Origin of the sequence: Streptomyces dangxiongensis (assembly GCF_003675325.1) — a bacterium.
Taxonomy (GTDB): Bacteria; Actinomycetota; Actinomycetes; order Streptomycetales; family Streptomycetaceae; genus Streptomyces; species Streptomyces dangxiongensis.
This window is the reverse complement of the sequence record NZ_CP033073.1, coordinates 5,081,981-5,106,616: the sequence shown is the minus strand read 5'-3', so window position 1 is coordinate 5,106,616 and position 24,636 is coordinate 5,081,981. Positions and strand designations below refer to the sequence as shown.

Genomic DNA, 24,636 nt, shown 5'->3' with positions numbered 1-24,636 from the left:
CCGCCGGCCGCGTCCAGGCACACGGCGGCATCACGGTTGCCCGCGGTGGGGAAAAGGGGTCGCTCCGCCGTTCGAGGCGTCACACATCCCGCTGAAATGCCCGCGACACAGCGGCCACCGCTCGCGCACGGCTCCCCCTTGATCAAGCTGGTGTCTTCTGCGAAGGAGACGCCACTGTGCGAATTTCTGACATTCAGCGCTGCGAGGTCCGGCCCGGACGGCTCGTCGAGTGGACGTTCAGCCCGGCGACCATCGCGGCAGCGGCAGCGCTGCCACCGGACCCGCGGCCGCCGGCGTACATTCAGGAGTCGCACATCAGGACGGCGCGGTCGGTGCGCGAGGACGGACTGTTCGTACCGACCTGGCTCGGCACAGCGTTCGATCTGCCGGGCCGGGCCGACCTCGACGTGCTGGAACGGGTGTTGCGCGACTGGACGCTGCGGCACGAGACGCTGCGCAGCGGCTTCCGGTGGTCCGGCGACGACATGCACCGGTTCACGCTCGACGGAAGGGACGTGTCGTTGCGCCGGGAGGTGGTCGGCGACTTCGCCGACGCGGGTGCGCTGACCCGGTACCTACAGGACCGGTTCGACGTCGCGGCGGACGCGCTCGGCTGGCCGAACCTCATCTACGCGGCGGTCGTCCGCGACGACTCCACCAGCGTGTACATGGCCTCCGACCACACCAATGTCGACGCCTACTCCCTCCAGCGCGTCCCGGACGAGATCCACGAGCTGTACACGGCGGCTGCCACGGGACGGAGCGCCGCCGACCCGTCCGCGGGGAGTTACGTGGACTTCTGCCAACAGGAGCGGGCGGACGCGGACGGGATCGACGACACGCACGCGATCGTCGCGCGCTGGCGGGACTTCATCGGCCGCTGCGACGGAAGGCTTCCGGAGTTCCCCGTCGACCTCGGCCTGCGGCCCGGCGGCGAACTACCCGCCCAGAAGCTGATGTGCGGGCCGCTCCTCGACGCGGACGCGGCGGCCGCGTTCGAGACGCACTGCCGGCCCTACGGCGGCAGCCTGGTCGGCGTCCTCGCCGCGACCAGCCTGATCGTCCACGAGCTCGGTGGACAGCCGTACTACCGCACGGTCGTGCCGTTCCACACCCGGGTGAAGTCCGCGTGGTCGGACTCCGTGGGCTGGTACGTCGGCGGCGCACCGATCGAGGTGCCCGCGGCACGGGACTTCGGCAGCGCGCTCACCGCCGTCCGCTCCGAACTGCGGGCCAACCGGTCGCTGGCACGCATCCCGCTGGCCCGCGTACTGCGTCTGCTGGGCGCGGACTTCCGTCCGACCTCGCCCGACATGTACTCGATCGTCTCGTACATGGATGCACGTGGCGCTCCCGGTTCGGCCCGCTGGGCCGAGAAGAAGGCGTACGGGCTGATCCGGGTGTCGCGCGGAGACCAGGTGTGCGTCTGGGTCAACCGGCTGCACGAGGGACTGTGGTTCGCCTGCCGCTACCCGGACACCGAGGTCGCCCACAAGAACGTGCGGCGGTATATCGAGGGACTGCGGGAACTGATCGTCTCGGCGCCGGACCGCGGTCACCTCCGGGTCGCGGAGCCGGCATTCTCCTGACGCAACTTTCGGCGCGTTCACCCGTGTTGGTGCTGTCGTCGTACCGCACCTGACGCACTTCCACGGCGCTGCGACCGACAGCGCGCCACAACTCGATTCTTTGGTCGGCACGTTGGCGACGGCACAGCACTTCTGCGCTCTTCCGACTACCTCGTGACACAGATGTCCAGCAAGGAACACCTCTCCGCTACTGGTAGTGTCTGTTGGGTCACGTTGAGCAACAATTTGTTGCACAAGCGAAGAACCGAGGGTTCCATGCGCAAGCTTCAGACGGTCGTGATCGCAGCAGTCGCGGCGGCCGGCGGCCTGTCGGCCATCGGCGCCGGCACCGCCGTCGCCGACACCTCCGACGGCGGGCAGCAGGTGTCCAACCTCTACCGCCCCTACCAGGAGTGCAGTCCGCAGACGGCATTCGAGAACGACATCCCGATCGCCGTGCTCGGCCTCGCCGGCAACCTGGACACCACCTGCGGCCAGTTCAACGACGCCTTCAGCGGCTGAGCTCGGCAGCGTCCTCGTACACGACGCCCTCGGGACCCTTCGGAGTCAGCCGCGAAGGGTCCCGCCTCCCCGGCCGGTTGCCCGGGCATTGAAGACAGCGCCCGGCGCGGCCGGCACCCGGGCGCCGGGTACTCCCACGAAGGAAGACGCATCACATGTTCAGCAGGAAGAAGATCATGGCCGTCGCGGGGCTCGTCGGCGGTCTCGCCGTCACCTGCACCGGCATGGCCCAGGCGCATGCCGGCAGCGACCCGGGAACCTGCACCCGCGACCAGTCGGGCGCCATCATCTGCACCCAGCAGATCAAGGGCGAGGTGCCCGCGGACGGCGTCATCCCCCACCAGGAAACCTGCATGCCGGTGCAGCCCACGACGCTGCCCGCCGCCACGGGAGGCGGGACGACGCAGTTCGGGCCCAGGGTGACCTGTTCCCCCTCGACGACGGTCCTGCCGCCGCTCTGAGGGACGCACGACACAGAAACGGACAAAAATAGCGTATGCGACATATGCAGTGTAGGTCCCGAAAAACTACGTAACGTCCGTCTATTCTCACGATACGTAGTCATACGCTGGGCGCCGTGCCCGCGTAAGAAAGGGTCAACCATGCGTAAGTTGCAGCGCGCCGCGGTCGTAGCGGCCGCGGTCGCCGGTCTGTCCGCCTTCGGTGCCGGGGTCGGCTTCGCCGGCGAGGGCGCGCCGCCGGCGGTCACCGCCGTGGCCACCTCATCGGCCAACGCCCTGGCCGTCGGCGGCGGTTACTACGCTCCCCCGGAGGAGCGGCACCAGCCGGAGGGCCAGCCGGAGGAGCGGCACCAGGCGGAGGGCCAGCCGGAGGGCCAGCACCAGGCGGAGGGCCAGCCGGAGGGCCAGCACCAGGCGGAGGGCCAGCCGGAGGAGCAGAAGGACCACGAGCCCGAGCAGGGTTACGGCGAGCACCAGGGAGAGGGCGAGTAAGGCCTGTCGAAGGCTCACCCTCTCTGCGCCAACGGTGTGTCGAACGACAACCGTGGCACAGGCTGCCCGGACGCACGATCCCACAGGATGCGCGTCCGGGCTGCGGCCATCCTGCCGTCGCGCTCACCTGACAGCGCATCCGGTCAGGATGCTCTGTCTCGACCTCTTCTCGGGCCCGGGCGCACGCCGGTCAATGGCACAGGCGCCCGGGCCACCGTTGTAAAGGAACACAGCACATGTTCAGTCCGCAGAAGATCGCCACCGTCTCGGGACTCGTCGGAAGTCTCGCCATCATCTGCCTCGGCGGCGCGCACGCGTACGCGGAGGGCAAGCCGGACGACTGCAAGACCAACGAACAGGGCACCGTCTGCATCCACAAGAGCGAGACCTACACCGACGAGAACGGCACCCACGTCATCAAGCAGACGCAGGACTGCACGACGACCGACCGGCCGAGCGTGGTGCACCCGGAGAACGGACTGGTGGGCGGCGGGTCCACCAGCGTCGGCCCGGTCGTAGGCTGCTCCAACAAGGCGAATCTGCCCAAGGGCTTCAAGTTGCCGCACACCGCGTTCTGATCACTGCCGGAAAATGCCGGGCCGGGATTGCTCCCGGCCCGGCATTTCTGTCTCCGTCTCCGCGGAGGCGGGCCCACCGACGGCACGAGAACGCCCGGTGCCCCGGCCGTCGGCCGGGGCACCGGGAAACGTTCCGCGCTATCAGCGGCCGACGGTGTTGTTGCAGCCCTGGTCGGAACCGATGCCGGTCTGCTGCGCACCCGGGTTGCCCTCGCCGTTGAGCGCGTTGCCCAGCACGCCGTTGAGGATGCCGACCTCGCCGAGGATGTCGACGTTCAGGTCGTGCGACCGACAGGTGCTGCTCTGCTTGATGTCGAAGCCGCCGTCGCCGCCGGCGTAGGCGGAGCCGGCACCCAGGAGTCCGACGCTCCCGAGCGCAGCGATGAGGACGGCAGCCGTGCGAAGCTTGCGCATGTCATCTCCGGTGATTCGAAGGGGATGTGAGCTGTGAACGATCAAGGCCGTGCGGTCACGAAGGGTGTGATCCGCGACGGCCGGAAGAAACCAGCGGCGCGCCGAAACAGGTGTTTCGCCACACCGCCGGTGCACATCGACAGCCTCCGGCGCCCTGCCGCGGGGCTGGCGCCGGGGACCGTTCACTGTCCGGCGCCTCAGCGCCGGACAGAGCCTCAGAAGGCGCTGTTGCTGCAGCCCTGGGTGGAGCCGAGGTGAGTCGCCTGGGCGCCCGGGTTGCCCTCGCCGTTCAGCAGGTTGCCGCCCAGGCCGTTGAGGACGCCGACCTCGCCGAGGACGTCGAGGTTCAGGTCGTGCGAGGTGCAGGTGCTGCTCTGCTTGACGCCGAAGCCGTCGCCGCCGCCGCCGGCGTAGGCGGAGCCGGCACCCAGGAGCCCGACGCTCCCGAGCGCAGCGATGAGGACGGCAGCCGTGCGAAGCTTGCGCATGTCATCTCCAGTGGATCGAGGGGGGTGTGATCTGCGAACGATCGAGGCCGTGCGATCACGAAGGGGCGCGATCCGAAACGGCCGGATGGATCCAGTGGCGCGCCGGAAGAGAGTTCTCCCGGCGTCGCGAGCGGACCTCAATGGTCCCCAGCACCACGCCTCGGCCCGGTGCCGGGGACCATGTGTTGTCCGACGCCTCCGCGTCGTTCAGAGCCTCAGAAGGCGCTGTTGTTGCAGCCCTGCGTGGAGCCGATGTCGGTCGCCTGGGCGCCCGGGTTGCCCTCGCCGTTCAGCGCGTTGCCCAGCAGGCCGTTGAGGATGCCGACCTCGCCGAGAACGTCGACGTTCAGGTCGTGCGAGCGACAGTTGCTGGTCTGCGTGACGCTGAACCGGTCACCCTGGTCGCCGCCCATGTCGCCCGCCAGGGCCGTGCCGCCCGCCAGGCCGATGGTGCCGAGTGCGGCGACGAGGACGGCAACGCTGCGAAGGTTACGCATGTCATCTCCGATGAGTTAGTGGGTGCGATCTGTGACAGATCGACTTCCTACAGCCACGGAGACTAGTACGAATCACTCCAAAGCGGACAGCGGCGCGCCGAGTATGTGATCGCGAAGCAGAAGCACCCGAAAGGCGTATCGCATGCGAACGGACCGCTCATCGGCCGCGATCCGCCAACGGTCCGTGCCGGGCGGCCGCTAGCGCTGCTGCTGTGCGCTGGCGAGGGAGTTCGCCTGGCTGTTGGCCTGGGTGCAGTCGACGCCCTTGGTCTCGGATGCGGCGAGCAGGGCGATCGGGACGTTCGCGCCGAGCAGGGTCTGCGGGCTGCACTCCTGGTACGGACGGAACAGGTTGGACTGGTTCACCGCTCCGCCCTGTACCGACTGCGGGGCGGGCGGGGAGAGCTGCGGAGAGAGCTGCGGGTTCAGTTGGGGGTTGACCTGCGGGGCCACCTCGGTGCCCCGCTGGGGAGCCGCCTGCTGCGGGGCCGCCGGCGAGCCGTAGGTCTGCGCGGTCGCCTGGGACGAGGTGGCCGAGGCGGCCTGGGCGTCCGACTGCGAAACGGGAACCGGCGCCGCCCCGTTGTGGGCGGGGGTGACGGCAGAGCTGGGACCGGCACCGGCGGCGGCCAGGCCGCCGGCTGCCGCGACGACGAGCGCGACCTTCTGAAGCTTGCGCATGGGATTCTCGGCCCTTCATTGACCTGTGCACGAAACCTGGTGAAATGCCGATGCGGCGACGCGGTTGGCGCTGTTCTTGCCGCTCTGCGACCGCGTGCCATCGCTCTCGGCCCGTGGGGAACGAGGTGGACGCGATCCCGGATACGGGCGCCCGGCCGCAGGTCACCCATTTGACGCAGGGGCGTACGGGTCGCCACGCGCGACGGTCGGGGCAAATGGGTGACGGGTATTCGGCTGCCGTGACCACAGGGCGCGAGTCCTCGTTCCAACGGGGAGAAGGCAGCGACCGTTGACCTGTGGGTGAGGGAATGCGCTGCCGGTTCCGAACCAAAGTCCGCGCGCTGCTCACGCATCACCGCTGCTGCCGTGCAGCGGCAGTACCCCACCGTCTGCACGCGTGACCGCACCGCATGCAATGTTTTCAGGTATCGAAGGGCCGAGGGTTTCATGCGCAAGCTTCACAAGGCCGCGCTCGTCGTAGCAGCGGCCAGCAGTCTCTCCGGCATCGGCGCCGGCGCCGGCCATGCCGACGCTCCGGTCGTCCATGGCAGTCCCGCTCCGGCGCCGGCTCCCGAGTACCCGGCTCCGCAGGCCGCGCCGGCGCCGCAGCAGCAGACCGCGCCGGCTCCGCAAGCCGCGCCGCAGCAGCAGACCGGCTACGCCGCCGCCTCGGCCTCGTCGCAGGGAACGGCACAGGCCACGACCACGCCGTACCCGCAGCAGGCCGCTCCTCCGCAGCAGCCCGCGCAGGCGTACCCACAGCAGGCCGCTCCCCCGCAGGCGTACCCACAGCAGGCCGCTCCCCCGCAGGCGTACCCACAGCAGGCCGCTCCCCCGCAGGCGTACCCACAGCAGGCCGCTCCTGCGCAGCAGCCCGCGCAGGTCATGCCGCAGGTCGCCCCGCAGGTCGCCCCCCAGGTCACCGTGCCCCAGGCGTTCGGCCCGGAGCCCCCGATGTGGGTCGCCCCCCAGGTGAACCCGCAGGTGAACCCGCAGATCAACCCGCTTGTCAATCCGCAGGTCGCGCCCGAGAGCGTGCCGCAGGTGACGCCGGTCGGCCTCGGGCAGGTCGCGGCGCCTCCCGTCGGGCAGCTAGGACTTCCCCGGCTCGGCTGACCCTTCCCGCGCTCGCCCGCAATCCCCACTCGATCTGTTGCGGATCCCGTCCGCTGAACCAACGGAGAACCCCATGCGCAAGATGCACAAGGCAGTCCTCGTGGGCGCCATCCTCGGCAGCGTCGGCTCCCTCGCCGGCAGCACCGCCGCCTTCGCTCACGGTGAGCCGGGGCACGACCTCGATGTCAACCAGGGCATCGAGTGCCGCTCACACGACATGAACGTCGAGGTGATCGGCGGCATCAGTGCCCTCACCGGCCTGGCGGGCAACCTGCTGAACGGTGAGGGCAACCCGGGCGCGCAGCAGAGCCATCTCGGTTCGAACATGGGCTGCAACAACCAGGCGCTCTGACTTCGCCACCCTTCACTCCGGGCACGCACAGATCGTTCCGGCGAAACCACCTCACCGCCCTCGTCCGCGGTGTGTGGCCTCGTCGACTGTGCGTGCCCTTCGAGCTTTGTGGCGACTCCGGTCGTACCCGGGCTACGGCCGCTTCGTGGCCTGATCGGTCCGGACGCGTCACGGGCCCCGGGAGGAACTGCTTCTCCCGGGGCCCGCTCGAAGTGGTTCGGCGCTGCGGGTCCGGGACGTCACGACGGACCCGCAGCGCTTGTCGGAACCGGGCCATGCCCGGTGCCGGGTCAGCGGATGTGACCAGGGGTGTAGCGGCGGTACAGGATGGCACCCGCGACAATGAGCGCGGCGCTGCCGGCAAGGGCGGGAGCCGTGAAATCAGCGCCGGTGTGGGCCAGCGAGGGCGCCGCGTGGCGCGGGATGTGCGGAGCGGGGTGGGACCGGACGGAAGCCGGGGGCTTGGGGGCCCGGGGCTTCGGGACCGCGGAACGCGAGGGCTGGCGCGGGTGGTCGCCGGAGTCGTTGACCGACTCGTTGCCGTAGACCGCGTTGCCCACGCCGACCACGTTGACACTGTTCCCCGACACGTTCACCGGCAGGTGGACCGGGACCTGGAGGTCGTTGCCGGACAGCAGCCCGGGCGAGCCCACGGTGCTGCCGTGAGCCGACGCCCCACCGGACCCGGCCGATCCGTCACGCTCCCTGCCACCGTCGGTGTGCGCCGCGGTGCCCTTCCTCGCACCCTCAGCCCGCGCCGAGCCGCTCTTCCCCGCACCGTCGGCCGTCGCCGAGCCGCCGTTCACACAGGTGTTGCCCACGGCCGGGTTGAGCAGCCCCACGACGTCCACGGTATTCCCACAGACGTTCACCGGCGCGTGCACAGGGACCTGGACGGAGTTGCCGGAGAGCACACCGGGTGAGCCGGCCGCCGTGGCGTTGGCGGCGGCCCCCTCGGCCGCGAACGCGGCGGACACCGGCAGGGCTACGGCCATCGCGCCGGACGCGGCCACGGCGATCACGCCGTATCGGGTAGTCCGTCTCATGAGTTTCCTGCCTTCCTGACATCATCACGGGCACTCACCCGCACCACAGCAAACGCGGGTGAACCCATCATGGTTATGCTGTGTGCCCTACCAATTACTCTGCGTCACGTTCAGGTGAGCGACTCGCCGCCACCCGACGGGCCCCGGCGAAGAGCGGCCGGCGCACCCCTCCCCTGAGGGGATACCCCCCAGGGGTACACTGAGAGGCGTGGGGTACTCGAGTGCCTCACCGACCGCACCACGCCTCGACGAGGAGTAACGACATGACCGCCCACACCGACACCCCGGGCTCCGTCACCGCCGTCTACCAGGTGACCGGCATGAGCTGTGGCCACTGCGAGGGCTCCGTCTCCGGTGAGATCTCCCAGATCCCCGGCGTCACCTCGGTGCAGGCCGTCGCGTCGAAGGGCGAGGTGACCGTCGTCTCCGAGGCCCCGCTGGACGAGGAGGCCGTCCGCGCCGCCGTGGACGAGGCCGGCTTCGAGCTGGCCGGCAAGGCCTGAGAAAGACTCTCCCCTTCCCCGATCGGGCCGCGCCGACCAGCTCATACTGGATCCGTACGGCCCGGTCCGATGTCTGGAGTCCGGACATGACCAGCACCACCGCACAGACAGCGACAACCGCGGACGCGGCCCACGAGGTCGAGCTGCTCATCGGCGGCATGACCTGCGCTTCCTGTGCCGCCCGGGTGGAGAAGAAGCTCAACCGGATGGAGGGCGTCAGCGCCACCGTCAACTACGCCACCGAGAAGGCCAAGGTCGCCTACGCCGACGGCGTGGGCGTCGCCGACCTGATCGCCACCGTGGAGAGGACCGGCTACACCGCCGAGGAGCCCCCGCCGCCGGACCCCGCGCCCGGGACCGGGGCCGGGCCGAAGTCGCCGGAACGGGACCCGGAACTCGGCGCCCTGCGCCACCGCCTCCTCGTCTCCGCGCTGCTCGCGGCCCCCGTTGTGCTGCTCGCGATGATCCCGGCACTCCAGTTCGACAACTGGCAGTGGCTGTCGCTGACGCTCGCCGCGCCCGTGGTGGTCTGGGGCGGCGCCCCCTTCCACCGGGCCGCGTGGACCAACGCCCGGCACGGCGCCGCCACCATGGACACCCTCGTCTCGGTCGGCACGCTGGCCGCGTTCGGCTGGTCGCTGTGGGCACTGTTCCTCGGCGACGCGGGCATGCCGGGGACGCACGACGAGTTCCGCCTGACCGTGTCCCGCATGGACGGCGCCTCCACCATCTATCTGGAGGTCGCCGCCGGGGTCGTCGCGCTGATCCTGCTCGGCCGGTACCTGGAGGCCCGCTCCAAGCGGCGCGCCGGTGCCGCCCTGCGGGCCCTGCTGGAGCTGGGCGCCAAGGAGGTGGCGGTCCTGCGGGACGGCCGCGAGGTGCGCGTACCGGTGGCGTCGCTGGCCGTCGGCGACCGGTTCGTCGTACGGCCCGGCGAGAAGATCGCCACCGACGGCACGGTGACGGAGGGCGTCTCCGCGGTGGACGCGTCCATGCTGACCGGCGAGTCCGTGCCGGTGGACGTCGGCCCCGGCGACCGGGTCACCGGCGCCACGGTCAACGCGGGCGGCCGGCTGGTCGTCGAGGCCACCCGGGTCGGCGCGGACACCCAGCTCGCCCGGATGGCGAAGCTGGTGGAGGACGCGCAGAACGGCAAGGCCGAGGTGCAGCGGCTCGCCGACCGGGTGTCCGCGGTCTTCGTGCCCGTGGTCATCCTGATCGCGCTCGGCACGTTCGGCGTGTGGCTCGGCGTCACCGGGGACACGGTCGCCGCGTTCACCGCCGCCGTCGCCGTGCTGATCATTGCCTGCCCGTGCGCGCTGGGCCTGGCCACCCCGACCGCGCTGATGGTCGGCACCGGCCGGGGCGCCCAGCTCGGCATCCTGATCAAGGGCCCGGAGGTGCTGGAGTCCACGCGCCGCGTCGACACGGTCGTCCTCGACAAGACCGGCACGGTCACCACCGGCCGGATGAGCCTGCAGGCGGTGTACGTCGCCGACGGCGAGGACGAGAAGGAGCTGCTGCGGCTCGCGGGCGCCCTGGAGCACGCCTCCGAGCATCCGGTCGCCCGCGCGATCGCGGCGGGCGCCGAGGAACGCGCCGGCACGCTGCCGGCGGCCGACCGCTTCGAGAACGTGCCCGGACGGGGCGTACGCGGGCGCGTGGAGGGCCGCGAGGTGGCCGTGGGCCGCCTCTACGACGACCTCCCCGAGGAGCTGGCCCGCGCGGCGCGCGAGGCCGAGCGGGAGGGCCGTACGGCCGTCGTGGCCGGCTGGGACGGGCGGGCGCGTGGCGTCCTAGCGGTGGCCGACACGGTCAAGGGGACCAGCGCCGAGGCGGTCCGTGCGCTGCGCGGGCTGGGGCTCACGCCGGTCCTGCTCACCGGCGACAACCGGACCGTCGCCGAGGCCGTCGCCCGCTCCGTCGGCATCGACCCCGCGAACGTCCACGCCGAGGTACTGCCCGAGGACAAGGTGGACGTCGTACGGCGGCTCCAGCGCGAGGGCCGGTCCGTGGCGATGGTCGGCGACGGCGTGAACGACGCGGCGGCGCTCGCCACCGCCGACCTGGGCCTCGCCATGGGCACCGGCACCGACGCGGCGATAGAGGCCGGCGACCTGACGCTGGTCCGCGGCGACCTGCGCGTGGCCGCCGACGCGATACGGCTCTCCCGCAGGACGCTGGCCACCATCAAGGGCAACCTGGTGTGGGCCTTCGGCTACAACGTCGCCGCGCTTCCGCTGGCCGCCGCGGGTCTGCTCAACCCGATGATCGCGGGCGCCGCGATGGCGTTCTCCTCGGTCTTCGTGGTGACCAACAGCCTGCGGCTGCGCGCCTTCCGCTGAACCGGCGCGGACGAACCGGCACCGATTGCCCGCGACCGAAACGGACTCCCCCCTGGAGTCCGGCGCGTACCTCACATAAGCTCTTCACAAGGCTCGCGCATCTTCCTTACGCTTGGGATCCGATCGACGTATCGGCGCTCTTGCGTACCTAAAGGACATATGCAAGAGACGCACATCACAGTGATGCGAACGTAACCCTCGAAGGGCTTCGAAGGTCTAAGTTGGCGATGTCGGACCAGCGTCTTGGGGGGCGCTGACCGGCATCTGAGGATGTCTTGGGGGACTTCCTCAGAGTTGCGTTGCCGGGGCACGTACACCGGGGAGCTTTGAGCGGCCCTCCCAGCGTGCGTTGTCCCGGCAGACCGCACCGCATCACCGGAGCAGGACGGGCTGTTGCCTGTCCTGCTCACAGACAGCGGTTCAGGCGCTGTCCTCTCCGAGCGCCCGGCCGGATCCCGTGGGGGGAATCCGCACCGGGACATGGGAAGGCGCCCTGGTCGTCGGCCCGTGGGGGGACCGGCGTCCTGGGGCGCCTTCCGTCTTTCCGCTCGCGGCTGTCCGCTCACCCGCCGCCGGTGACGCGGGGCCCGCCGGTCCGGCAGGCCCCGCCGCCCGGTCGGTTCAGCGCTTCTCGACCGGCACGAAGTCGCGCTCGACGACACCCGTGTAGATCTGGCGCGGGCGGCCGATGCGGGAACCCGGCTCCTTGATCATCTCGGTCCACTGGGCGATCCAGCCCGGCAGGCGGCCGAGGGCGAACAGGACCGTGAACATCTCGGTCGGGAAGCCCATGGCCCGGTAGATCAGACCGGTGTAGAAGTCGACGTTCGGGTACAGCTTGCGCTCGACGAAGTAGTCGTCGGACAGCGCGTGCTCCTCCAGCTTCAGGGCGATGTCGAGCAGCTCGTCGTCCTTGCCCAGCGCGGAGAGCACGTCGTGGGCGGCGGCCTTGATGATGCGGGCGCGCGGGTCGAAGTTCTTGTAGACCCGGTGGCCGAAGCCCATCAGACGGACGCCGTCCTCCTTGTTCTTCACCTTGCGGATGAAGGTGTCGACGTCGGAGCCGGAGTCCCGGATGCCCTCGAGCATCTCCAGCACGGACTGGTTGGCGCCGCCGTGCAGCGGGCCCCACAGGGCGCTGATGCCCGCCGAGATCGACGCGAACATGTTGGCCTGCGAGGAGCCGACGAGGCGGACCGTGGAGGTCGAACAGTTCTGCTCGTGGTCGGCGTGCAGGATGAGCAGCTTGTCCAGCGCGGACACCACGACCGGGTCCAGCTCGTAGTCGTCCGCCGGCACCGAGAACGTCATGCGCAGGAAGTTCTCGACGTAGCCGAGGTCGTTGCGCGGGTAGACGAACGGGTGGCCGATCGACTTCTTGTACGCGTACGCCGCGATCGTCGGGAGCTTCGCGAGCAGCCGGATCGTGGAGAGGTCGCGCTGCTTCTCGTCGAACGGGTTGTGGCTGTCCTGGTAGAAGGTGGACAGCGCCGAGACCACCGAGGACAGCATCGCCATCGGGTGGGCGTCGCGCGGGAAGCCCTTGTAGAAGTTCTTGACGTCCTCGTGCAGCAGGGTGTGCCGCGTGATGTCGTTCTTGAACGTCGTCAGCTCGTCGACGGTGGGCAGCTCGCCGTTGATCAGCAGGTACGCCACCTCGAGGAAGGTGGAGCGCTCGGCTAGCTGCTCGATGGGGTAACCGCGGTAGCGGAGGATGCCCGCCTCGCCGTCGAGGTAGGTGATGGCGGATTTATAGGCGGCCGTGTTGCCGTAACCGCTGTCCAGAGTCACACCAGACCGGTCTGGGCGCGGAGCTTCCCGATGTCGAAGCCCTTGTCGCCGACGGTGCTGCCGACCACCGGATAGGTGTATTCGCCGTCGCCGTACCGCAGTACTACAGAGTTGTCGCTCACGTCTTCCCTCACCGACCTAGTGCCTCATCTTCGAGGTGCCCTGACTGTCTCTACCATCCCCCATTTGGCTCAGGAGAGTGCACTCGGGGTCGACCATTGGGCCTATTGGCGGCACTCAGTGCCGTCAACCTGCTCATCCTGCCCCCCTCCGGGGGGCATCCGGAAGTGCTCTGTGACCTTCATGACTCATTTGATCGATCATTTTTTCCGAGGAGCCGGTGGTCCAGCGCCGTGCAGCGCCGACCGGCCGACACCGTGCGCACCGCCTGGCCGATCGCCCGGCGCGAACCGACGAGTACGACCAGCCGTTTCGCCCGGGTCACCGCCGTGTAGAGGAGATTGCGCTGGAGCATCATCCATGCCCCGGTGGTGACGGGAATCACCACGGCGGGATATTCGCTCCCCTGCGAGCGGTGGATGGTCACCGCGTAGGCGTGTGCCAACTCGTCCAGTTCGTCGAACTCGTACGGCACCTCCTCGTCCTCGTCCGTCAGCACCGTCAGCCGCTGGTCGACCGGGTCGAGGGAGGTGACGACACCCACGGTGCCGTTGAAGACGCCGTTCTTCCCCTTCTCGTAATTGTTGCGGACCTGGGTGACCTTGTCGCCGACGCGGAAGACGCGGCCGCCGAACCGCTTCTCCGCCAGCTCGGGCCGCCCCGGCGTGATGGCCTGCTGCAACAGTCCGTTCAGCGCCCCCGCGCCGGCCGGCCCCCGGTGCATCGGCGCGAGTACCTGCACGTCCCGGCGCGGGTCCAGCCCGAACTTGGCGGGAATCCGCCGCGCCGCCACGTCCACGGTGAGCCGGCCGGCGGCCTCGGTGTCGTCCTCGACGAAGAGGAAGAAGTCCTTCAGCCCGTCGGTGAGCGGCTGCTGACCGGCGTTGATCCGGTGCGCGTTGGCGACCACGCCCGACTGCTGGGCCTGCCGGAAGACCCGGGTGAGCCGCACGGCCGGGACGGGGCTGCCGTCGGCGAGGAGATCGCGCAGGACCTCCCCGGCACCCACGCTCGGCAACTGGTCCACGTCCCCGACGAAGAGCAGATGGGCGCCCGGCGGTACGGCCTTCACGAGCTTGTTGGCGAGCAGCAGGTCCAGCATGGACGCTTCGTCCACGACGACCAGGTCGGCGTCCAGCGGCCGGTCCCGGTCGTAGGCCGCGTCACCCCCCGGCCTCAGCTCCAGCAGCCGGTGCACGGTCGAGGCCTCGGCGCCGGTCAGCTCGGCCAGCCGCTTGGCGGCCCGGCCGGTCGGGGCGGCCAGCAGCACCTTCGCGCGCTTGGCCCGGGCCAGCTCCACGATCGAGCGGACGGTGAACGACTTGCCGCAGCCCGGGCCGCCGGTCAGCACGGCCACCTTCTCGGTCAGCGCGAGCCGGACGGCGGCCTCCTGCTCGGGGGCCAGATCGGCGCCGGTGCGCGACGCCAGCCAGCCCAGGGCCTTGTCCCACTCGACGTCCCGGAAGGCGGGCATCCGGTCCTGGTCCGTCCGCAGCAGCCGCAGCAACTGCCCGGACAGGGACAGCTCGGCCCGGTGGAAGGGCACCAGATAGACGGCGCTGACGGGCTCCGGGTCACCGTCGGGACCGGGCACCCGCTCCCGTACGACCCCCGGGTCGGCGCCCTCCTCAGGCGCCCGGCCCAGCTCCGCGAGGCACTCGATGACCAGGCCCGTGTCGACCTGGAGGAGCTTGACGGCGTCGGCGATCAGCCGCTCCTCCGGCAGGAAGCAGTGCCCCTGGTCGGCGGACTGCGACAGCGCGTACTGGAGACCGGCCTTGACCCGCTCCGGGCTGTCGTGCGGGATGCCGACCGACCGGGCGATCTTGTCGGCGGTGAGGAAGCCGATGCCCCACACGTCCGAGGCGAGCCGGTAGGGGTGCTCCTTCACCACGGAGATCGACGCGTCGCCGTACTTCTTGTAGATCCGCACGGCGATCGAGGTGGACACCTCCACGGTCTGGAGGAAGAGCATGACCTCCTTGATCGCCTTCTGCTCCTCCCAGGCGTCGGCGATCTTCGCGGTCCGCTTGGGCCCGAGCCCCGGCACCTCGATCAGCCGCTTCGGCTCCTCCTCGATGACCCGCAGCGTGTCCACCCCGAAGTGCTGGGTGATCCGGTCGGCGAACACCGGCCCGATCCCCTTGACCAGCCCGGAGCCCAGGTAACGCCGGATGCCCTGGACGGTGGCGGGCAGCACGGTCGTGTAGTTCTCCACGTGGAACTGCTTGCCGTACTGCGGATGCGACCCCCAGCGCCCCTCCATGCGCAGGGACTCCCCCACCTGGGCCCCGAGCAGCGCGCCGACCACGGTGAGCAGCTCCCCGGCGCCTCTGCCGGTGTCGACCCGGGCGACCGTGTAGCCGTTCTCCTCATTGGCGTACGTGACACGCTCCAGCACGCCTTCGAGCACGGCGAGACGCCGCTCACCCGTGGGATTCCCCGCCTGGTTGGACATGATCCGACGGTACCGGGGAGGTCCGACAACAGCGCACTGTTACTGTGCCTGCCCGTGATCGACTCCGGCACCCCAGACGCCCGCCAGGACTTCTACGACCGCGTCGTGGCCGCCACCGCGGACACCCGGTACCGGCCACGCCGGACCGTGCCGGGCTTCGACCTGACCGTGGACGTGCCCCGGTCGCCCCTGACCGCGCGGCGGATCAGCCAGGTGCACACCTACCGGGTCGTGCTGCACCCGCAGGAACGGCGCTTCTCCATGACGGACATCGTCCGCACCGTCGAGTACGAGGCCGGCCTCGGCGGAGTGCGCACCAGCAAGACGGTGTCCTCCGGCCGGAACGTGTACGTCACCTGGAGCCGCAGCCTCGACGGCACCCGGCGCCACTCCTTCTCGTCCGCCGCCGGCCACCGCCTGATCCGGGGCGTGGCCCGGGAACTGGGCTGGGAGGAGATCCGCCCCACCAGCGTCAAGGCAGCCCGGGCCGCGGGCCTCCTCGGCGCCGCCATAGCCCTGGGCACGCTGATCGCCTGCGCCGTGGTCTTCCTGTTCTGAGGGTTCAGGAGCGGGGTGGGTGGCTCTTCAGCCCGTCGAGGAAGGTGACGAAGGCGGCGGCGGGGAAGGTGAGGGTGGCCCGGGCGGGGGTCTTGGAGTCGCGGACGGCTATGTGGGTGGGTGAACTGGCTATCTCGACGCAGTTATTGCCGTCGCCGGGGCCCGAGTAGGACGACTTCCGCCAATTGTCCATGGCGTACCTCACAACTCTCGCACCAGCCGGTGGATGAAGTCTCGCGACCGTTGAGGGTCGAGTGACACGGCCTCCACCTTACGGAAGCGTGTTCGGAAGGCGCTGAGTTGTGCCTCGGAGTCGATGAAGCCGGAGCCATGGGGTACGTCACGCACCACGGTGTCCAGCTTGGGCACCGGACCACCTGCGTACGTCATGGTGCTGGCGGCTCTGGCGAAGCCGTCCAGGTCGAAGGGGATGACCCGCACGGTGATGTTCTCCGCTTCGGAGAGTTCCAGGATCCTGGTGAGCTGGGCTCGCGAGGCGGGGCGGTCGCTGACTCTGATTCTCAAGGCCGCCTCATGGATCACCAGCTCGTACGGAAGACCCGTCCGCTGGCGTCTCATTCGGTGCTCGACACGCAACTCCAGTTCTTCAGTTGTCAGTTCTGGCACCCGGGCGGAGAAGACCGCGCGGGCGTAGTCCTCGGTCTGTAGCAGGCCCGGTACGTACAGGACCGCCACCTCGCGCAAAAACGTGGCGTAGTGATCGAGCTCGGCGAGGTCCAGGAATGACGTCGGCAACAGGCCCCGGTACTCCTCCCACCAGCCGCGCGTACGTTCGGTGGCCATGGTGACCAAGGCATCGACGAACTCCACGTCGGTGCAGGCGTAGTGAGACGCCAGTCGGCGAAGGCGCCCTAACACATCACGGAAGCGCACCGCTCCGCCGCGCAACGGCGGCTGCGGCATGCCACCGCGCCACGCAAGCCCCCGAAATCACCGGAGTTGATTGACGCGTGCCCGAAAACGAGTGCTGGGACTACACCCTCTACATCCCCAACGACCTCAGAGCCGTCACCGTCTGCCGCCGCACCCTGCGCCTGATCCTGACCATGCACGGGCTGATCGGCCTGGTGGACACGGCCGAACTGCTCGCCGCCGAGCTGGTGTCGAACGCCGTACGGCACACCAAGGGACCGGCCGCGCTGCGGGTCCGCCGGTCGCCCGAGGGCCTGGTGTGGATCGGGGCGTGGGACACGGACCCCGCGCCGCCCCCGCCGCCCCGACCGCTGGACCTGGCCATGGACCTTGAGGAGGGGCGGGGGCTGGGGCTGGTCGTGGCCTGCGCGGAGTACTGGGGGTGGCAGCCGTCGGCCCGGTTCGGGGACCGGGGGAAGTTCGTGTGGTGCGAACTTGTGGCGGCCTAGCTCGTTGATCACGTCGTACGGAAAGGAGAGCTGATGGTCGGCTCGTCGCACGAGGCGCTGCACCGAATCTTCCAGAAGGATCCGGCGCTGCTGACGCGAGCGTTACAACGGGTGCTGCACGTGCCGTTTCCCGAGCCCCGGGAGATCGCCGCGCTGAACGTGGACCTCACGGAGGTCGAACCGGTCGAGCGCCGGGTGGACACGTTGCTCCGGGCGGAGACCGACGAGGGGACGTACCTCCTCGTGGTCGAGTCCCAGGGGAAGGTGGACGACCGCAAGCGGGGTAGCTGGCCGTATTACTTGTCGTACCTGTACGAGAAATACCGTTGCGAGCCCGTGCTCATCGTCATCACCCAGAGCAGCAACACCGCGCGGTGGGCGTCCCGGCCGATCCGGCTGGGCTTTCCTGGCTGGCACTCGCTGACGGTACGTCCGCTGGTCCTCGGCCCGGACAACGTGCCGGTGATCGCCGACGAGCGGCAGGCCGAACGGGACGTACCCCTTGCGGTGCTCTCGGCGATGACACACGGGCGTGGCCCCCAGGCGCCCGCCATACTGGAATCGCTGGCATCCGCCCTGCGGACCATCGACCCCGACAGTGCCGCGGTCTTCGTGCAGTTCGTCGACTCCTGCCTGGCCGACCCCCAGGCGAAGCAGATGTGGAGGGACCTGATGACGGCAATCCAGTACTTCTGGCGACACCCGCTGGCCGAACAGGTGCGCGAGGAAGGACGAGAACAAGGGCTTGAGCAGGGCCTGGAGCAGGGGCGCATCGAGGAACGTCAGCAGATGGTCCTCGGCGCCCTGGAATGGCGCGGCATCCCGGTACCCGACCCCGTCCGGGAGCGTGTGAACGCCTGCACGGACCTCGACCAACTCGGGGTCTGGGCCCAGCGTGCCGTACAAGCCAACGACGCGGCGGAGCTGTTCGCCGGGGAGTGAGGCCTGTTACTTCTTCTGCTTCTTCCCGGCCTTCTTCTGCGCCTTCTTCTGCGCCTTCTCCTGCGCCTTCTCCTGCGTCTTTTCCTGAGCCTTCTCGGCTTTGCCCGGCTTGCTGGGCTTGCCGCGCTTGCCTGAGTGTTCGTCGGGGGTTCGCGCCGTCTTCGTGGCCGGGGGGCCACCGGCGGCGGAGTGTGAAGGCGGCGGCGTGCCGGGGGGCGGTCGTGGCGGGGGCGGTCGTGGCGGGGGCGGTCGTGGCGGGGGCCGGTTTCCGGCTCGGGGTGGTGGCAGGGCCTGCGTCCCGGTCGAGCGCGGCGTCGCGGAGCCGTACGGCGGAGGCGTCGCGGGTGGGGGACGGAGCCGCAGGTTCCGGCTCGTGGACGGCAGCGGACGTGTCCGGGTGCTCGGCCCTCACGGAAGGGGGTGCCGGCGGCCCGTGTCGTTCCGTCACCGCTGCCGTGGTGTGCGGAGCCGTCGGAGACGGTGAACGCGGCGGCCATGACAGCGGCGAGCGCTGCCACTCCGCCGGCGACCGCGGTCCGCCCACGTGCGGGCGCGCCCTTCCGTGTGGTCGCACCCCCGGCATGCGGCGGATGCGCGTGCGTGACGTCGGCCGTCGCCGGTGCCTCCCGGGAAACCACGCTGATGACGTCGGCCGTCGCCGGTGCCTCCCGGAGAACCATGCCGATGTCGTCGGCCGGTGCCGTGACGGACCGCGATCCGGTCACGTCGGCGAGGGCGGCCAGCCTCCCGGCACAGTCGCGTGCCGACGGCCGGTCCGGCGCCTCCAGCGCGGTCATGTCCCGCAGCAGGGCGGCGAGTTCGTCCGGCAGGCAGCCGGGCAGCTCGGGCGGGCGGTGGAGTCGCGCGATCGCGGCCTCCAGGGGGCCGCCGTCGTATTCGAGCCTGCTGGTGACGCACTCGAGGAGGACCAGCCCGAGCGCGTAGACATCGGCGGGCGGGCCGACGGGCCCGCCGAGCACCTGCTCGGGCGACAGGTAGGCGGCCGTGCCGATGAGGGTGCCGGTGGCGGTGCGGGTGGTGGCGTCGAGCAGCCGGGAGATGCCGAAATCGGTCAGGTGGGGGCGCCCGGACGCGTCCAGGATGATGTTCGAGGGCTTCACGTCGCGGTGGACGACCCCTGCCTCGTGCGCGTGGGAGAGGGCCCGGGCGAGATCGGCGCCGAGTGCGGCGGTCTCGGCGGGGTCCAGGGGGCCAGTGGCGATGCGCTCCTTCAGCGTGGGGCCCTCGATCAACTGCATGACCAGGTAGGCGCGGCCGTTGTGCCGTCCGGCGTCGTAGACGGTGACCAGGCCGGGATGGTGCAGCCGGGCCAGGATCACGGCCTCGTTGTCGAGGCGGTCCTCCATGTCGATGTCGGCGTCCGTGCGGAAGACCTTGACCGCCACCGGTCGTTTCAGACGCAGGTCGTAGCCGCGGTGGACGTCGCCCGCGCCGCCCGAGCCGATGACCGCGTCCAGACGGTACCGCCCGCCCAGCACTTCCGTGGCGCACCGGGACAGCGCCAGGGCCGGCCGGCTGAGCCTCATGTCGTCTCCCTCTGTGTCGCGTGCTGGGGCGGGCGTCCTCCCGGGAGGGCGCCGAGCACGCGTACCCACGGGAGGCCGGCGTACCCCTGTGACGGTCCTCCCACGCTCCGACCGGGCTGGTCACGATTGGGTTTCGGCCATCCCCACCCCCCTTGCCCCCCGCCGTGTAATCGATTCCAATGCTTGCACCGTAGCGATGTAAACGATTCCACGAGGAGGTGGAGGCGGCTCATGGCGAGCATCAAGGATGTCGCCGCCGCGGCCGGGGTGTCCGTGGCCACGGTGTCGCGGGTGCTGAACGCGCATCCGTCGGTCAGTGCGGACGCACGGACGCGGGTGCTGGCCGCCGTCGACGCCCTCGGGTACCGGCCCAACGCCGTCGCCCGGTCCCTGCGGACCGACCAGACCCACACCCTCGGGCTGGTGATCAGCGACGTGCTGAACCCGTACTTCACCGAGCTGGCCCGTTCCGTCGAGGAGGAGGCCCGCGCGCTCGGCTACAGCGTGATCATCGGCAACGCCGACGAGCGGCCCGAGCTGCAGGACCACCACGTGCGGAACCTGCTGGACCGGCGCATCGACGGGCTGCTCGTGTCGCCGACCGACGGGGGGTCGCCGCTGATGCTGGACGCCGTCCGCGCGGGGACCCCGATGGTGTTCGTCGACCGGTGGATCCCGGGCGTGGACGTGCCCGTCGTGCGGGCCGACGGGCGGGCGGCCGTACGGGACCTCGTGGCCCATCTGTACGGGCTCGGGCACCGCCGGCTCGCGATCATCGCGGGACCGGCGGCCACCACCACCGGCAGTGAGCGGGTCGAGGCCTTCCGGGCGGCCCTCGCCGAGTACGGCATACCGCTCCCGGACGCCTACATCGGCCAGGGCGACTTCCAGGCGGAGAGCGGGCGGCGCGTGACCGAGGGGTTCCTGGATCTTCCCCGGCCGCCGGAGGTCGTCTTCGCGGCCGACAACCTGATGGCGCTCGGCGCGCTGGACGCCGTACGCGCGCGCGGGCTGCGCGTGCCGGACGACATCGCGCTGGCCGCGTTCGACGACATCCCGTGGTTCGTGCACACCGACCCGCCGGTGACCGCGATCGCCCAGCCGACCGGCGAGCTGGGGCGCGCCGCCGTACGCGCGCTGGCCGACCGGATCGAGGGGCGCGCCCCCCGGTCCGTCACCCTGCCCGCCCGGCTCGTCGTGCGCCGCTCGTGCGGTGCGCCGGCCCAGCCCCAGTCCCCCTCCCCAGTGCAAAGGAGCACGTCGTGAGCAACCCGGACGAGTTGCTGCGCATCGAGGGCATACGCAAGACCTTCCCCGGCGTGGTGGCGCTCGACGGCGTCGACTTCGACCTGCGCCGGGGCGAGGTCCATGTGCTGCTCGGTGAGAACGGCGCCGGCAAGAGCACGCTCATCAAGATGCTCTCCGGCGCCTACACGCCCGACGCGGGGCGGATCCACGTCGGCGGCCGGGAGGTGCGCATCCAGGGCGCCCAGGACGCCGAGCGGCTCGGGATCGCCACCATCTACCAGGAGTTCAACCTGGTCCCGGATCTCACCGTGGCCGAGAACATCTTCCTGGGGCGGCAGCCGCGCCGCTTCGGGATGATCGACCGCAAGCGGATGGAGGCCCGGGCCGGCGAGCTGCTGGAGCGGGTGGGCGTCGACGTCTCGCCCCGCGCCCGCGTGCGGGACCTCGGTATCGCGCGGCTCCAGATGGTCGAGATCGCCAAGGCGCTCAGCGTCGACGCGCGCGTGCTCGTCATGGACGAGCCGACCGCCGTGCTCACCTCCGAGGAGGTGGAGAAGCTGTTCGCCATCGTGCGCTCACTGCGCGCGGACGGCGTCGGCATCGTGTTCATCACCCACCACCTGGAGGAGATCGCCGCCCTGGGTGACCGGGTCACCGTCATCCGGGACGGCAGGAGCGTCGGGCAGGTGCCCGCCTCCACGGCCGAGGACGAACTCGTACGGCTGATGGTGGGGCGGTCCATCGAGCAGCAGTATCCGCGGGAACGGCCCGAGCGGGGCGCCCCGTTGCTGTCCGTGGAGGGGCTCACCCGTGACGGGGTCTTCCACGACGTGAGTTTCGAGGTGCACGCCGGCGAGGTCGTCGGCGTCGCGGGGCTCGTGGGCGCCGGGCGGACGGAGGTCGTGCGGGCCGTGTTCGGCGCCGATCCGTACGACCACGGAGTGGTGCGGGTGTCGGGCGGGCGGCTCAGGCGGCACGACGTGAACGCGGCGATGGCGGCCGGGATCGGACTCGTGCCGGAGGACCGCAAGGGCCAGGGGCTGGTGCTGGACGCCTCCGTCGAGGAGAACCTCGGTTTGGTGACCCTGCGCTCCGCGACGCGGGCCGGGCTGGTCGACCGCAAGGCGCAGCACGCGGCGGCCGGGCGGATCGCGGGGCAACTGGGCGTGCGGATGGCCGGACTGGGGCAGCGGGTGCGGACCCTGTCCGGCGGCAACCAGCAGAAGGTCGTCATCGGCAAGTGGCTGCTGGCCGACACCCGGGTGCTGATCCTCGACGAGCCGACGCGCGGTATCGACGTCGGCGCGAAGGTCGAGATCTACCAGCTCATCAACGAACTGACGGCCGCCGGGGCCGCCGTCCTGATGATCTCCAGTGATCTGCCGGAGGTGCTCGGCATGAGCGACCGGGTGCTGGTCATGGCCCAGGGCCGGATCACCGGTGAACTCGCCGCCGGCGAGGCCACCCAGGACGCCGTCATGGCGCTCGCCGTCTCCGCCCCGGCCACCGGGACCGATCCCGCCGGCTCCACCCCCGTCCCCACCCAGACCACCGGAACCGAGAAGGAGGCCACCCGTGGCCACTGACACGCTCAGAAGCACGACGGGCGCGAGTGAAGCCCCGGGCGGCCTGCGCCGGCTGCTCCTCGACAACGGCGCGCTCACCGCGCTGATCGTCCTCGTCGTCGCCCTGTCGGTACTGTCCGGCGACTTCCTGACGACGGACAACCTGCTGAACATCGGTGTCCAGGCGGCCGTCACGGCGATCCTCGCCTTCGGTGTGACCTTCGTGATCGTCTCCGCGGGCATCGACCTCTCCGTAGGCTCGGTGGCCGCGCTGTCGGCGACCGTGCTGGCCTGGAGCGCGACGCAGCACGGCGTGCCGGTGGTCCTCGCGGTCGTCCTCGCCGTCGCCACCGGAGTCGTCGCCGGGCTGATGAACGGTTTCCTCATCGCCTACGGCAAGCTGCCGCCGTTCATCGCGACGCTGGCCATGCTGTCGGTGGGGCGCGGTCTCGCCCTGGTGATCTCGCAGGGCTCCCCCATCCCCTTCCCGGGCTCGGTGTCGCACCTCGGCGACACCCTCGGCGGCTGGCTGCCGGTGCCGGTGCTGGTCATGGTGATGATGGGGCTGATCGCCGCCCTGGTGCTCGGGCGGACCTACATCGGCCGGTCGATGTACGCGATCGGCGGCAACGAGGAGGCCGCCCGGCTGTCGGGGCTGCGGGTGCGCAAGCAGAAGCTCGCGATCTACGCCCTGTCCGGGGTGTTCGCCGCGGTCGCCGGCGTCGTGCTGGCCTCCCGGCTGTCCTCGGCGCAGCCGCAGGCCGCCGACGGCTACGAGCTGGACGCCATCGCGGCGGTCGTCATCGGCGGCGCCTCCCTGGCGGGCGGCACCGGCAAGGCGTCCGGCACGCTGATCGGCGCGCTGATCCTGGCGGTGCTGCGCAACGGCCTGAACCTGCTGTCGGTGTCGGCGTTCTGGCAGCAGGTCGTGATCGGTGTCGTGATCGCGCTGGCGGTGCTGCTGGACACCGTGCGCCGCAAGGCCGGGGCGACCCCGGTGGCGGCCGGCACGGGCGGACCGAAGGGACGGCAGGCGGCGACATACGGGCTCGCGGCCGTGGTGACCGTGGCGGTGGTCGGCGCGAGCTCCTTCCTGCACGGCGGCTCCTCGTCCTCGGCGAAGCCGAGGATGGGCCTGTCCCTGTCGACGCTCAACAACCCCTTCTTCGTGCAGATCCGGACGGGCGCCCAGGCCGAGGCGGAGCGGCTGGGCATCGACCTCACCGTCACCGACGCCCAGAACGATGCCTCCCAGCAGGCCAACCAGTTGCAGAACTTCACCAGTTCGCGGCTGGGGGCGGTCATCGTCAACCCGGTGGACTCGGACGCGGCCGGCAACTCGGTCAAGGCCGCCGACCGGGCGGGCATCCCGGTGATCGCCGTCGACCGGGGCGTCAACAAGGCGTCCGTCGACGCCCTGGTGGCCTCCGACAACGTCGCCGGCGGCGAGCTGGCCGCGAAGACGATCGCCGAGAAGCTCGGTGGCAGCGGCAGGATCGTGATCCTCCAGGGCCAGGCGGGCACCTCCGCGGCCCGGGAGCGCGCGCAGGGCTTCGCGAACGGGCTCAAGGCCTATCCCGGCATCCGGGTGCTGGCCCAGCAGCCCGCCGACTTCGACCGCACCAAGGGCCTGGACGTGATGTCGAACCTGCTCCAGGCCCACCCCGACGTGCAGGGCGTCGTCGCCGCGAACGACGAGATGGCCCTCGGCGCGATCAAGGCGCTCGGCTCCAGGGCCGGCCGGTCCGTGCAGGTCGTCGGCTTCGACGGCACCCCGGACGGACTGACCGCGGTCAAGGACGGCACGCTGTACGCGTCGGTCGCCCAGCAGCCGGCCCAGTTGGGGCGGACCGCCGTGGACAACGCGCTGAAGGCGGTCCGGGGCAAGAAGGTGGAACCGATGGTGAAGGTGCCGGTGAAGGTGGTCACGAAGGACAACGTGGCCGGCTTCGGCGGCTGACA

23 protein-coding genes and 2 pseudogenes are annotated in these 24,636 nt (G+C 70.6%); 15 read left to right on the top strand and 10 right to left on the bottom strand.

The window, feature by feature from the left end:
* The first annotated feature begins 176 nt into the window (after positions 1 to 176).
* The 5 genes from D9753_RS23000 to D9753_RS22980 all read left to right on the top strand — a co-directional run bounded on the left by D9753_RS23000 (position 177) and on the right by D9753_RS22980 (position 3,621).
* Entirely contained in the window at positions 177 to 1,589 is a 1,413-nt protein-coding gene (locus D9753_RS23000) for a condensation domain-containing protein (protein ID WP_121788713.1), read from the top strand.
* A gap of 255 nt (positions 1,590 to 1,844) precedes the next feature.
* Positions 1,845 to 2,090, top strand: a complete 246-nt coding sequence (locus D9753_RS22995; protein WP_121788712.1) for a hypothetical protein — start codon at positions 1,845 to 1,847, stop codon at positions 2,088 to 2,090.
* A gap of 155 nt (positions 2,091 to 2,245) precedes the next feature.
* On the top strand, positions 2,246 to 2,551 hold the full coding sequence (locus tag D9753_RS22990) for a hypothetical protein (protein WP_121788711.1): 306 nt from the start codon (positions 2,246 to 2,248) through the stop codon (positions 2,549 to 2,551).
* 141 nt (positions 2,552 to 2,692) lie between these two features.
* Positions 2,693 to 3,043, top strand: a complete 351-nt coding sequence (locus tag D9753_RS36645) for a hypothetical protein (RefSeq protein ID WP_163010764.1) — start codon at positions 2,693 to 2,695, stop codon at positions 3,041 to 3,043.
* A 236-nt stretch (positions 3,044 to 3,279) separates the two neighbouring features.
* Entirely contained in the window at positions 3,280 to 3,621 is a 342-nt protein-coding gene (locus D9753_RS22980; protein WP_240468251.1) for a hypothetical protein, read from the top strand.
* Positions 3,622 to 3,762: 141 nt separating this feature from the next.
* Here D9753_RS22980 and D9753_RS22975 read toward each other — a convergent pair whose 3' ends face one another.
* The 4 genes from D9753_RS22975 to D9753_RS22960 all read right to left on the bottom strand — a co-directional run bounded on the left by D9753_RS22975 (position 3,763) and on the right by D9753_RS22960 (position 5,701).
* Positions 3,763 to 4,035: a hypothetical protein gene (locus D9753_RS22975; RefSeq protein ID WP_121788710.1), complete on the bottom strand. Its 273-nt coding sequence runs from the start codon at positions 4,033 to 4,035 to the stop codon at positions 3,763 to 3,765.
* A 215-nt stretch (positions 4,036 to 4,250) separates the two neighbouring features.
* The gene (locus D9753_RS22970) at positions 4,251 to 4,523 is read right to left on the bottom strand and encodes a hypothetical protein (protein WP_121788709.1); all 273 of its coding nucleotides are present in this window, start codon (positions 4,521 to 4,523) and stop codon (positions 4,251 to 4,253) included.
* 215 nt (positions 4,524 to 4,738) lie between these two features.
* Positions 4,739 to 5,020, bottom strand: coding sequence for a hypothetical protein (locus D9753_RS22965; protein WP_121788708.1), 282 nt, complete (start codon positions 5,018 to 5,020; stop codon positions 4,739 to 4,741).
* 198 nt (positions 5,021 to 5,218) lie between these two features.
* On the bottom strand, positions 5,219 to 5,701 hold the full coding sequence (locus tag D9753_RS22960) for a hypothetical protein (RefSeq protein WP_121788707.1): 483 nt from the start codon (positions 5,699 to 5,701) through the stop codon (positions 5,219 to 5,221).
* 447 nt (positions 5,702 to 6,148) lie between these two features.
* Between D9753_RS22960 and D9753_RS22955 the strand changes: the two genes are divergently transcribed.
* Both D9753_RS22955 and D9753_RS22950 read left to right on the top strand, forming a co-directional pair.
* The gene (locus tag D9753_RS22955) at positions 6,149 to 6,817 is read left to right on the top strand and encodes a hypothetical protein (protein WP_121788706.1); all 669 of its coding nucleotides are present in this window, start codon (positions 6,149 to 6,151) and stop codon (positions 6,815 to 6,817) included.
* Positions 6,818 to 6,890: 73 nt separating this feature from the next.
* A complete protein-coding gene (locus tag D9753_RS22950) occupies positions 6,891 to 7,169 on the top strand; it encodes a hypothetical protein (RefSeq protein WP_121788705.1) in 279 nt (92 codons plus the stop codon).
* Between the two features lie 290 nt (positions 7,170 to 7,459).
* Here the strand turns inward: D9753_RS22950 and D9753_RS22945 are convergent, their stop codons facing one another.
* Positions 7,460 to 8,215 (bottom strand): chaplin, encoded by a 756-nt coding sequence (locus D9753_RS22945; RefSeq protein ID WP_205614235.1) that lies wholly within the window; start codon positions 8,213 to 8,215, stop codon positions 7,460 to 7,462.
* A 263-nt stretch (positions 8,216 to 8,478) separates the two neighbouring features.
* Here D9753_RS22945 and D9753_RS22940 point away from each other — a divergent pair, with 263 nt between their 5' ends.
* Both D9753_RS22940 and D9753_RS22935 read left to right on the top strand, forming a co-directional pair.
* Positions 8,479 to 8,718: a heavy-metal-associated domain-containing protein gene (locus D9753_RS22940; protein WP_121788703.1), complete on the top strand. Its 240-nt coding sequence runs from the start codon at positions 8,479 to 8,481 to the stop codon at positions 8,716 to 8,718.
* An 86-nt stretch (positions 8,719 to 8,804) separates the two neighbouring features.
* Complete coding sequence (locus tag D9753_RS22935; RefSeq protein WP_121788702.1) at positions 8,805 to 11,063, top strand: heavy metal translocating P-type ATPase; 2,259 nt, start codon at positions 8,805 to 8,807, stop codon at positions 11,061 to 11,063.
* A gap of 621 nt (positions 11,064 to 11,684) precedes the next feature.
* Here the strand turns inward: D9753_RS22935 and D9753_RS22930 are convergent.
* Both D9753_RS22930 and recD2 read right to left on the bottom strand, forming a co-directional pair.
* Positions 11,685 to 12,976: pseudogene (locus D9753_RS22930) on the bottom strand (citrate synthase).
* Positions 12,977 to 13,155: 179 nt separating this feature from the next.
* The gene (recD2, locus tag D9753_RS22925) at positions 13,156 to 15,432 is read right to left on the bottom strand and encodes an SF1B family DNA helicase RecD2 (protein ID WP_121788701.1); all 2,277 of its coding nucleotides are present in this window, start codon (positions 15,430 to 15,432) and stop codon (positions 13,156 to 13,158) included.
* Positions 15,433 to 15,486: 54 nt separating this feature from the next.
* Between recD2 and D9753_RS22920 the strand changes: the two genes are divergently transcribed.
* Positions 15,487 to 15,990, top strand: coding sequence for a hypothetical protein (locus tag D9753_RS22920; RefSeq protein ID WP_121788700.1), 504 nt, complete (start codon positions 15,487 to 15,489; stop codon positions 15,988 to 15,990).
* 4 nt (positions 15,991 to 15,994) lie between these two features.
* On the opposite strand, the gene D9753_RS22915 is transcribed toward D9753_RS22920, so the two are convergent.
* Both D9753_RS22915 and D9753_RS22910 read right to left on the bottom strand, forming a co-directional pair.
* Positions 15,995 to 16,183, bottom strand: a complete 189-nt coding sequence (locus tag D9753_RS22915) for a DUF397 domain-containing protein (RefSeq protein WP_121788699.1) — start codon at positions 16,181 to 16,183, stop codon at positions 15,995 to 15,997.
* 8 nt (positions 16,184 to 16,191) lie between these two features.
* Entirely contained in the window at positions 16,192 to 16,914 is a 723-nt protein-coding gene (locus tag D9753_RS22910; protein WP_121788698.1) for a DUF5753 domain-containing protein, read from the bottom strand.
* Between the two features lie 47 nt (positions 16,915 to 16,961).
* On the opposite strand from D9753_RS22910, the gene D9753_RS22905 reads away from it, so the two are divergent.
* Positions 16,962 to 17,372, top strand: a complete 411-nt coding sequence (locus D9753_RS22905; RefSeq protein ID WP_121788697.1) for an ATP-binding protein — start codon at positions 16,962 to 16,964, stop codon at positions 17,370 to 17,372.
* Positions 17,373 to 17,405: 33 nt separating this feature from the next.
* On the top strand, positions 17,406 to 18,314 hold the full coding sequence (locus D9753_RS22900) for an RpnC/YadD family protein (protein ID WP_121788696.1): 909 nt from the start codon (positions 17,406 to 17,408) through the stop codon (positions 18,312 to 18,314).
* Between the two features lie 806 nt (positions 18,315 to 19,120).
* On the opposite strand, the pseudogene D9753_RS22895 reads toward D9753_RS22900, so the two are convergent.
* Positions 19,121 to 19,861: pseudogene (locus D9753_RS22895) on the bottom strand (serine/threonine-protein kinase); the annotation flags it as partial.
* A gap of 231 nt (positions 19,862 to 20,092) precedes the next feature.
* Between D9753_RS22895 and D9753_RS22890 the strand changes: the two are divergent.
* From D9753_RS22890 to D9753_RS22880, 3 genes are read left to right on the top strand one after another with little or no spacing between them, the layout of a single operon-like run.
* Positions 20,093 to 21,127, top strand: coding sequence for a LacI family DNA-binding transcriptional regulator (locus tag D9753_RS22890; RefSeq protein WP_121788695.1), 1,035 nt, complete (start codon positions 20,093 to 20,095; stop codon positions 21,125 to 21,127).
* Complete coding sequence (locus D9753_RS22885; RefSeq protein WP_121788694.1) at positions 21,124 to 22,695, top strand: sugar ABC transporter ATP-binding protein; 1,572 nt, start codon at positions 21,124 to 21,126, stop codon at positions 22,693 to 22,695. Before D9753_RS22890 ends, D9753_RS22885 begins: the two co-directional genes overlap by 4 nt.
* Entirely contained in the window at positions 22,685 to 24,634 is a 1,950-nt protein-coding gene (locus D9753_RS22880) for an ABC transporter permease/substrate-binding protein (RefSeq protein ID WP_121788693.1), read from the top strand. The genes D9753_RS22885 and D9753_RS22880 overlap by 11 nt, the downstream gene beginning before the upstream one ends.
* Positions 24,635 to 24,636: the final 2 nt, after the last annotated feature.

Coding starts and splice junctions, on each gene's coding strand:
- recD2 (WP_121788701.1), bottom strand. CDS start 15,432: ATGTCCAACCAGGCGGGGAATCCCACGGGTGAGCGGCGTCTCGCCGTG.
- D9753_RS22910 (WP_121788698.1), bottom strand. CDS start 16,914: ATGCCGCAGCCGCCGTTGCGCGGCGGAGCGGTGCGCTTCCGTGATGTG.
- D9753_RS22955 (WP_121788706.1), top strand. CDS start 6,149: ATGCGCAAGCTTCACAAGGCCGCGCTCGTCGTAGCAGCGGCCAGCAGT.
- D9753_RS36645 (WP_163010764.1), top strand. CDS start 2,693: ATGCGTAAGTTGCAGCGCGCCGCGGTCGTAGCGGCCGCGGTCGCCGGT.
- D9753_RS22990 (WP_121788711.1), top strand. CDS start 2,246: ATGTTCAGCAGGAAGAAGATCATGGCCGTCGCGGGGCTCGTCGGCGGT.
- D9753_RS22975 (WP_121788710.1), bottom strand. CDS start 4,035: ATGCGCAAGCTTCGCACGGCTGCCGTCCTCATCGCTGCGCTCGGGAGC.
- D9753_RS22935 (WP_121788702.1), top strand. CDS start 8,805: ATGACCAGCACCACCGCACAGACAGCGACAACCGCGGACGCGGCCCAC.
- D9753_RS22945 (WP_205614235.1), bottom strand. CDS start 8,215: ATGAGACGGACTACCCGATACGGCGTGATCGCCGTGGCCGCGTCCGGC.
- D9753_RS22980 (WP_240468251.1), top strand. CDS start 3,280: ATGTTCAGTCCGCAGAAGATCGCCACCGTCTCGGGACTCGTCGGAAGT.
- D9753_RS22965 (WP_121788708.1), bottom strand. CDS start 5,020: ATGCGTAACCTTCGCAGCGTTGCCGTCCTCGTCGCCGCACTCGGCACC.
- D9753_RS22915 (WP_121788699.1), bottom strand. CDS start 16,183: ATGGACAATTGGCGGAAGTCGTCCTACTCGGGCCCCGGCGACGGCAAT.
- D9753_RS22940 (WP_121788703.1), top strand. CDS start 8,479: ATGACCGCCCACACCGACACCCCGGGCTCCGTCACCGCCGTCTACCAG.
- D9753_RS22890 (WP_121788695.1), top strand. CDS start 20,093: ATGGCGAGCATCAAGGATGTCGCCGCCGCGGCCGGGGTGTCCGTGGCC.
- D9753_RS22950 (WP_121788705.1), top strand. CDS start 6,891: ATGCGCAAGATGCACAAGGCAGTCCTCGTGGGCGCCATCCTCGGCAGC.
- D9753_RS22970 (WP_121788709.1), bottom strand. CDS start 4,523: ATGCGCAAGCTTCGCACGGCTGCCGTCCTCATCGCTGCGCTCGGGAGC.
- D9753_RS22995 (WP_121788712.1), top strand. CDS start 1,845: ATGCGCAAGCTTCAGACGGTCGTGATCGCAGCAGTCGCGGCGGCCGGC.
- D9753_RS22960 (WP_121788707.1), bottom strand. CDS start 5,701: ATGCGCAAGCTTCAGAAGGTCGCGCTCGTCGTCGCGGCAGCCGGCGGC.
- D9753_RS22900 (WP_121788696.1), top strand. CDS start 17,406: ATGGTCGGCTCGTCGCACGAGGCGCTGCACCGAATCTTCCAGAAGGAT.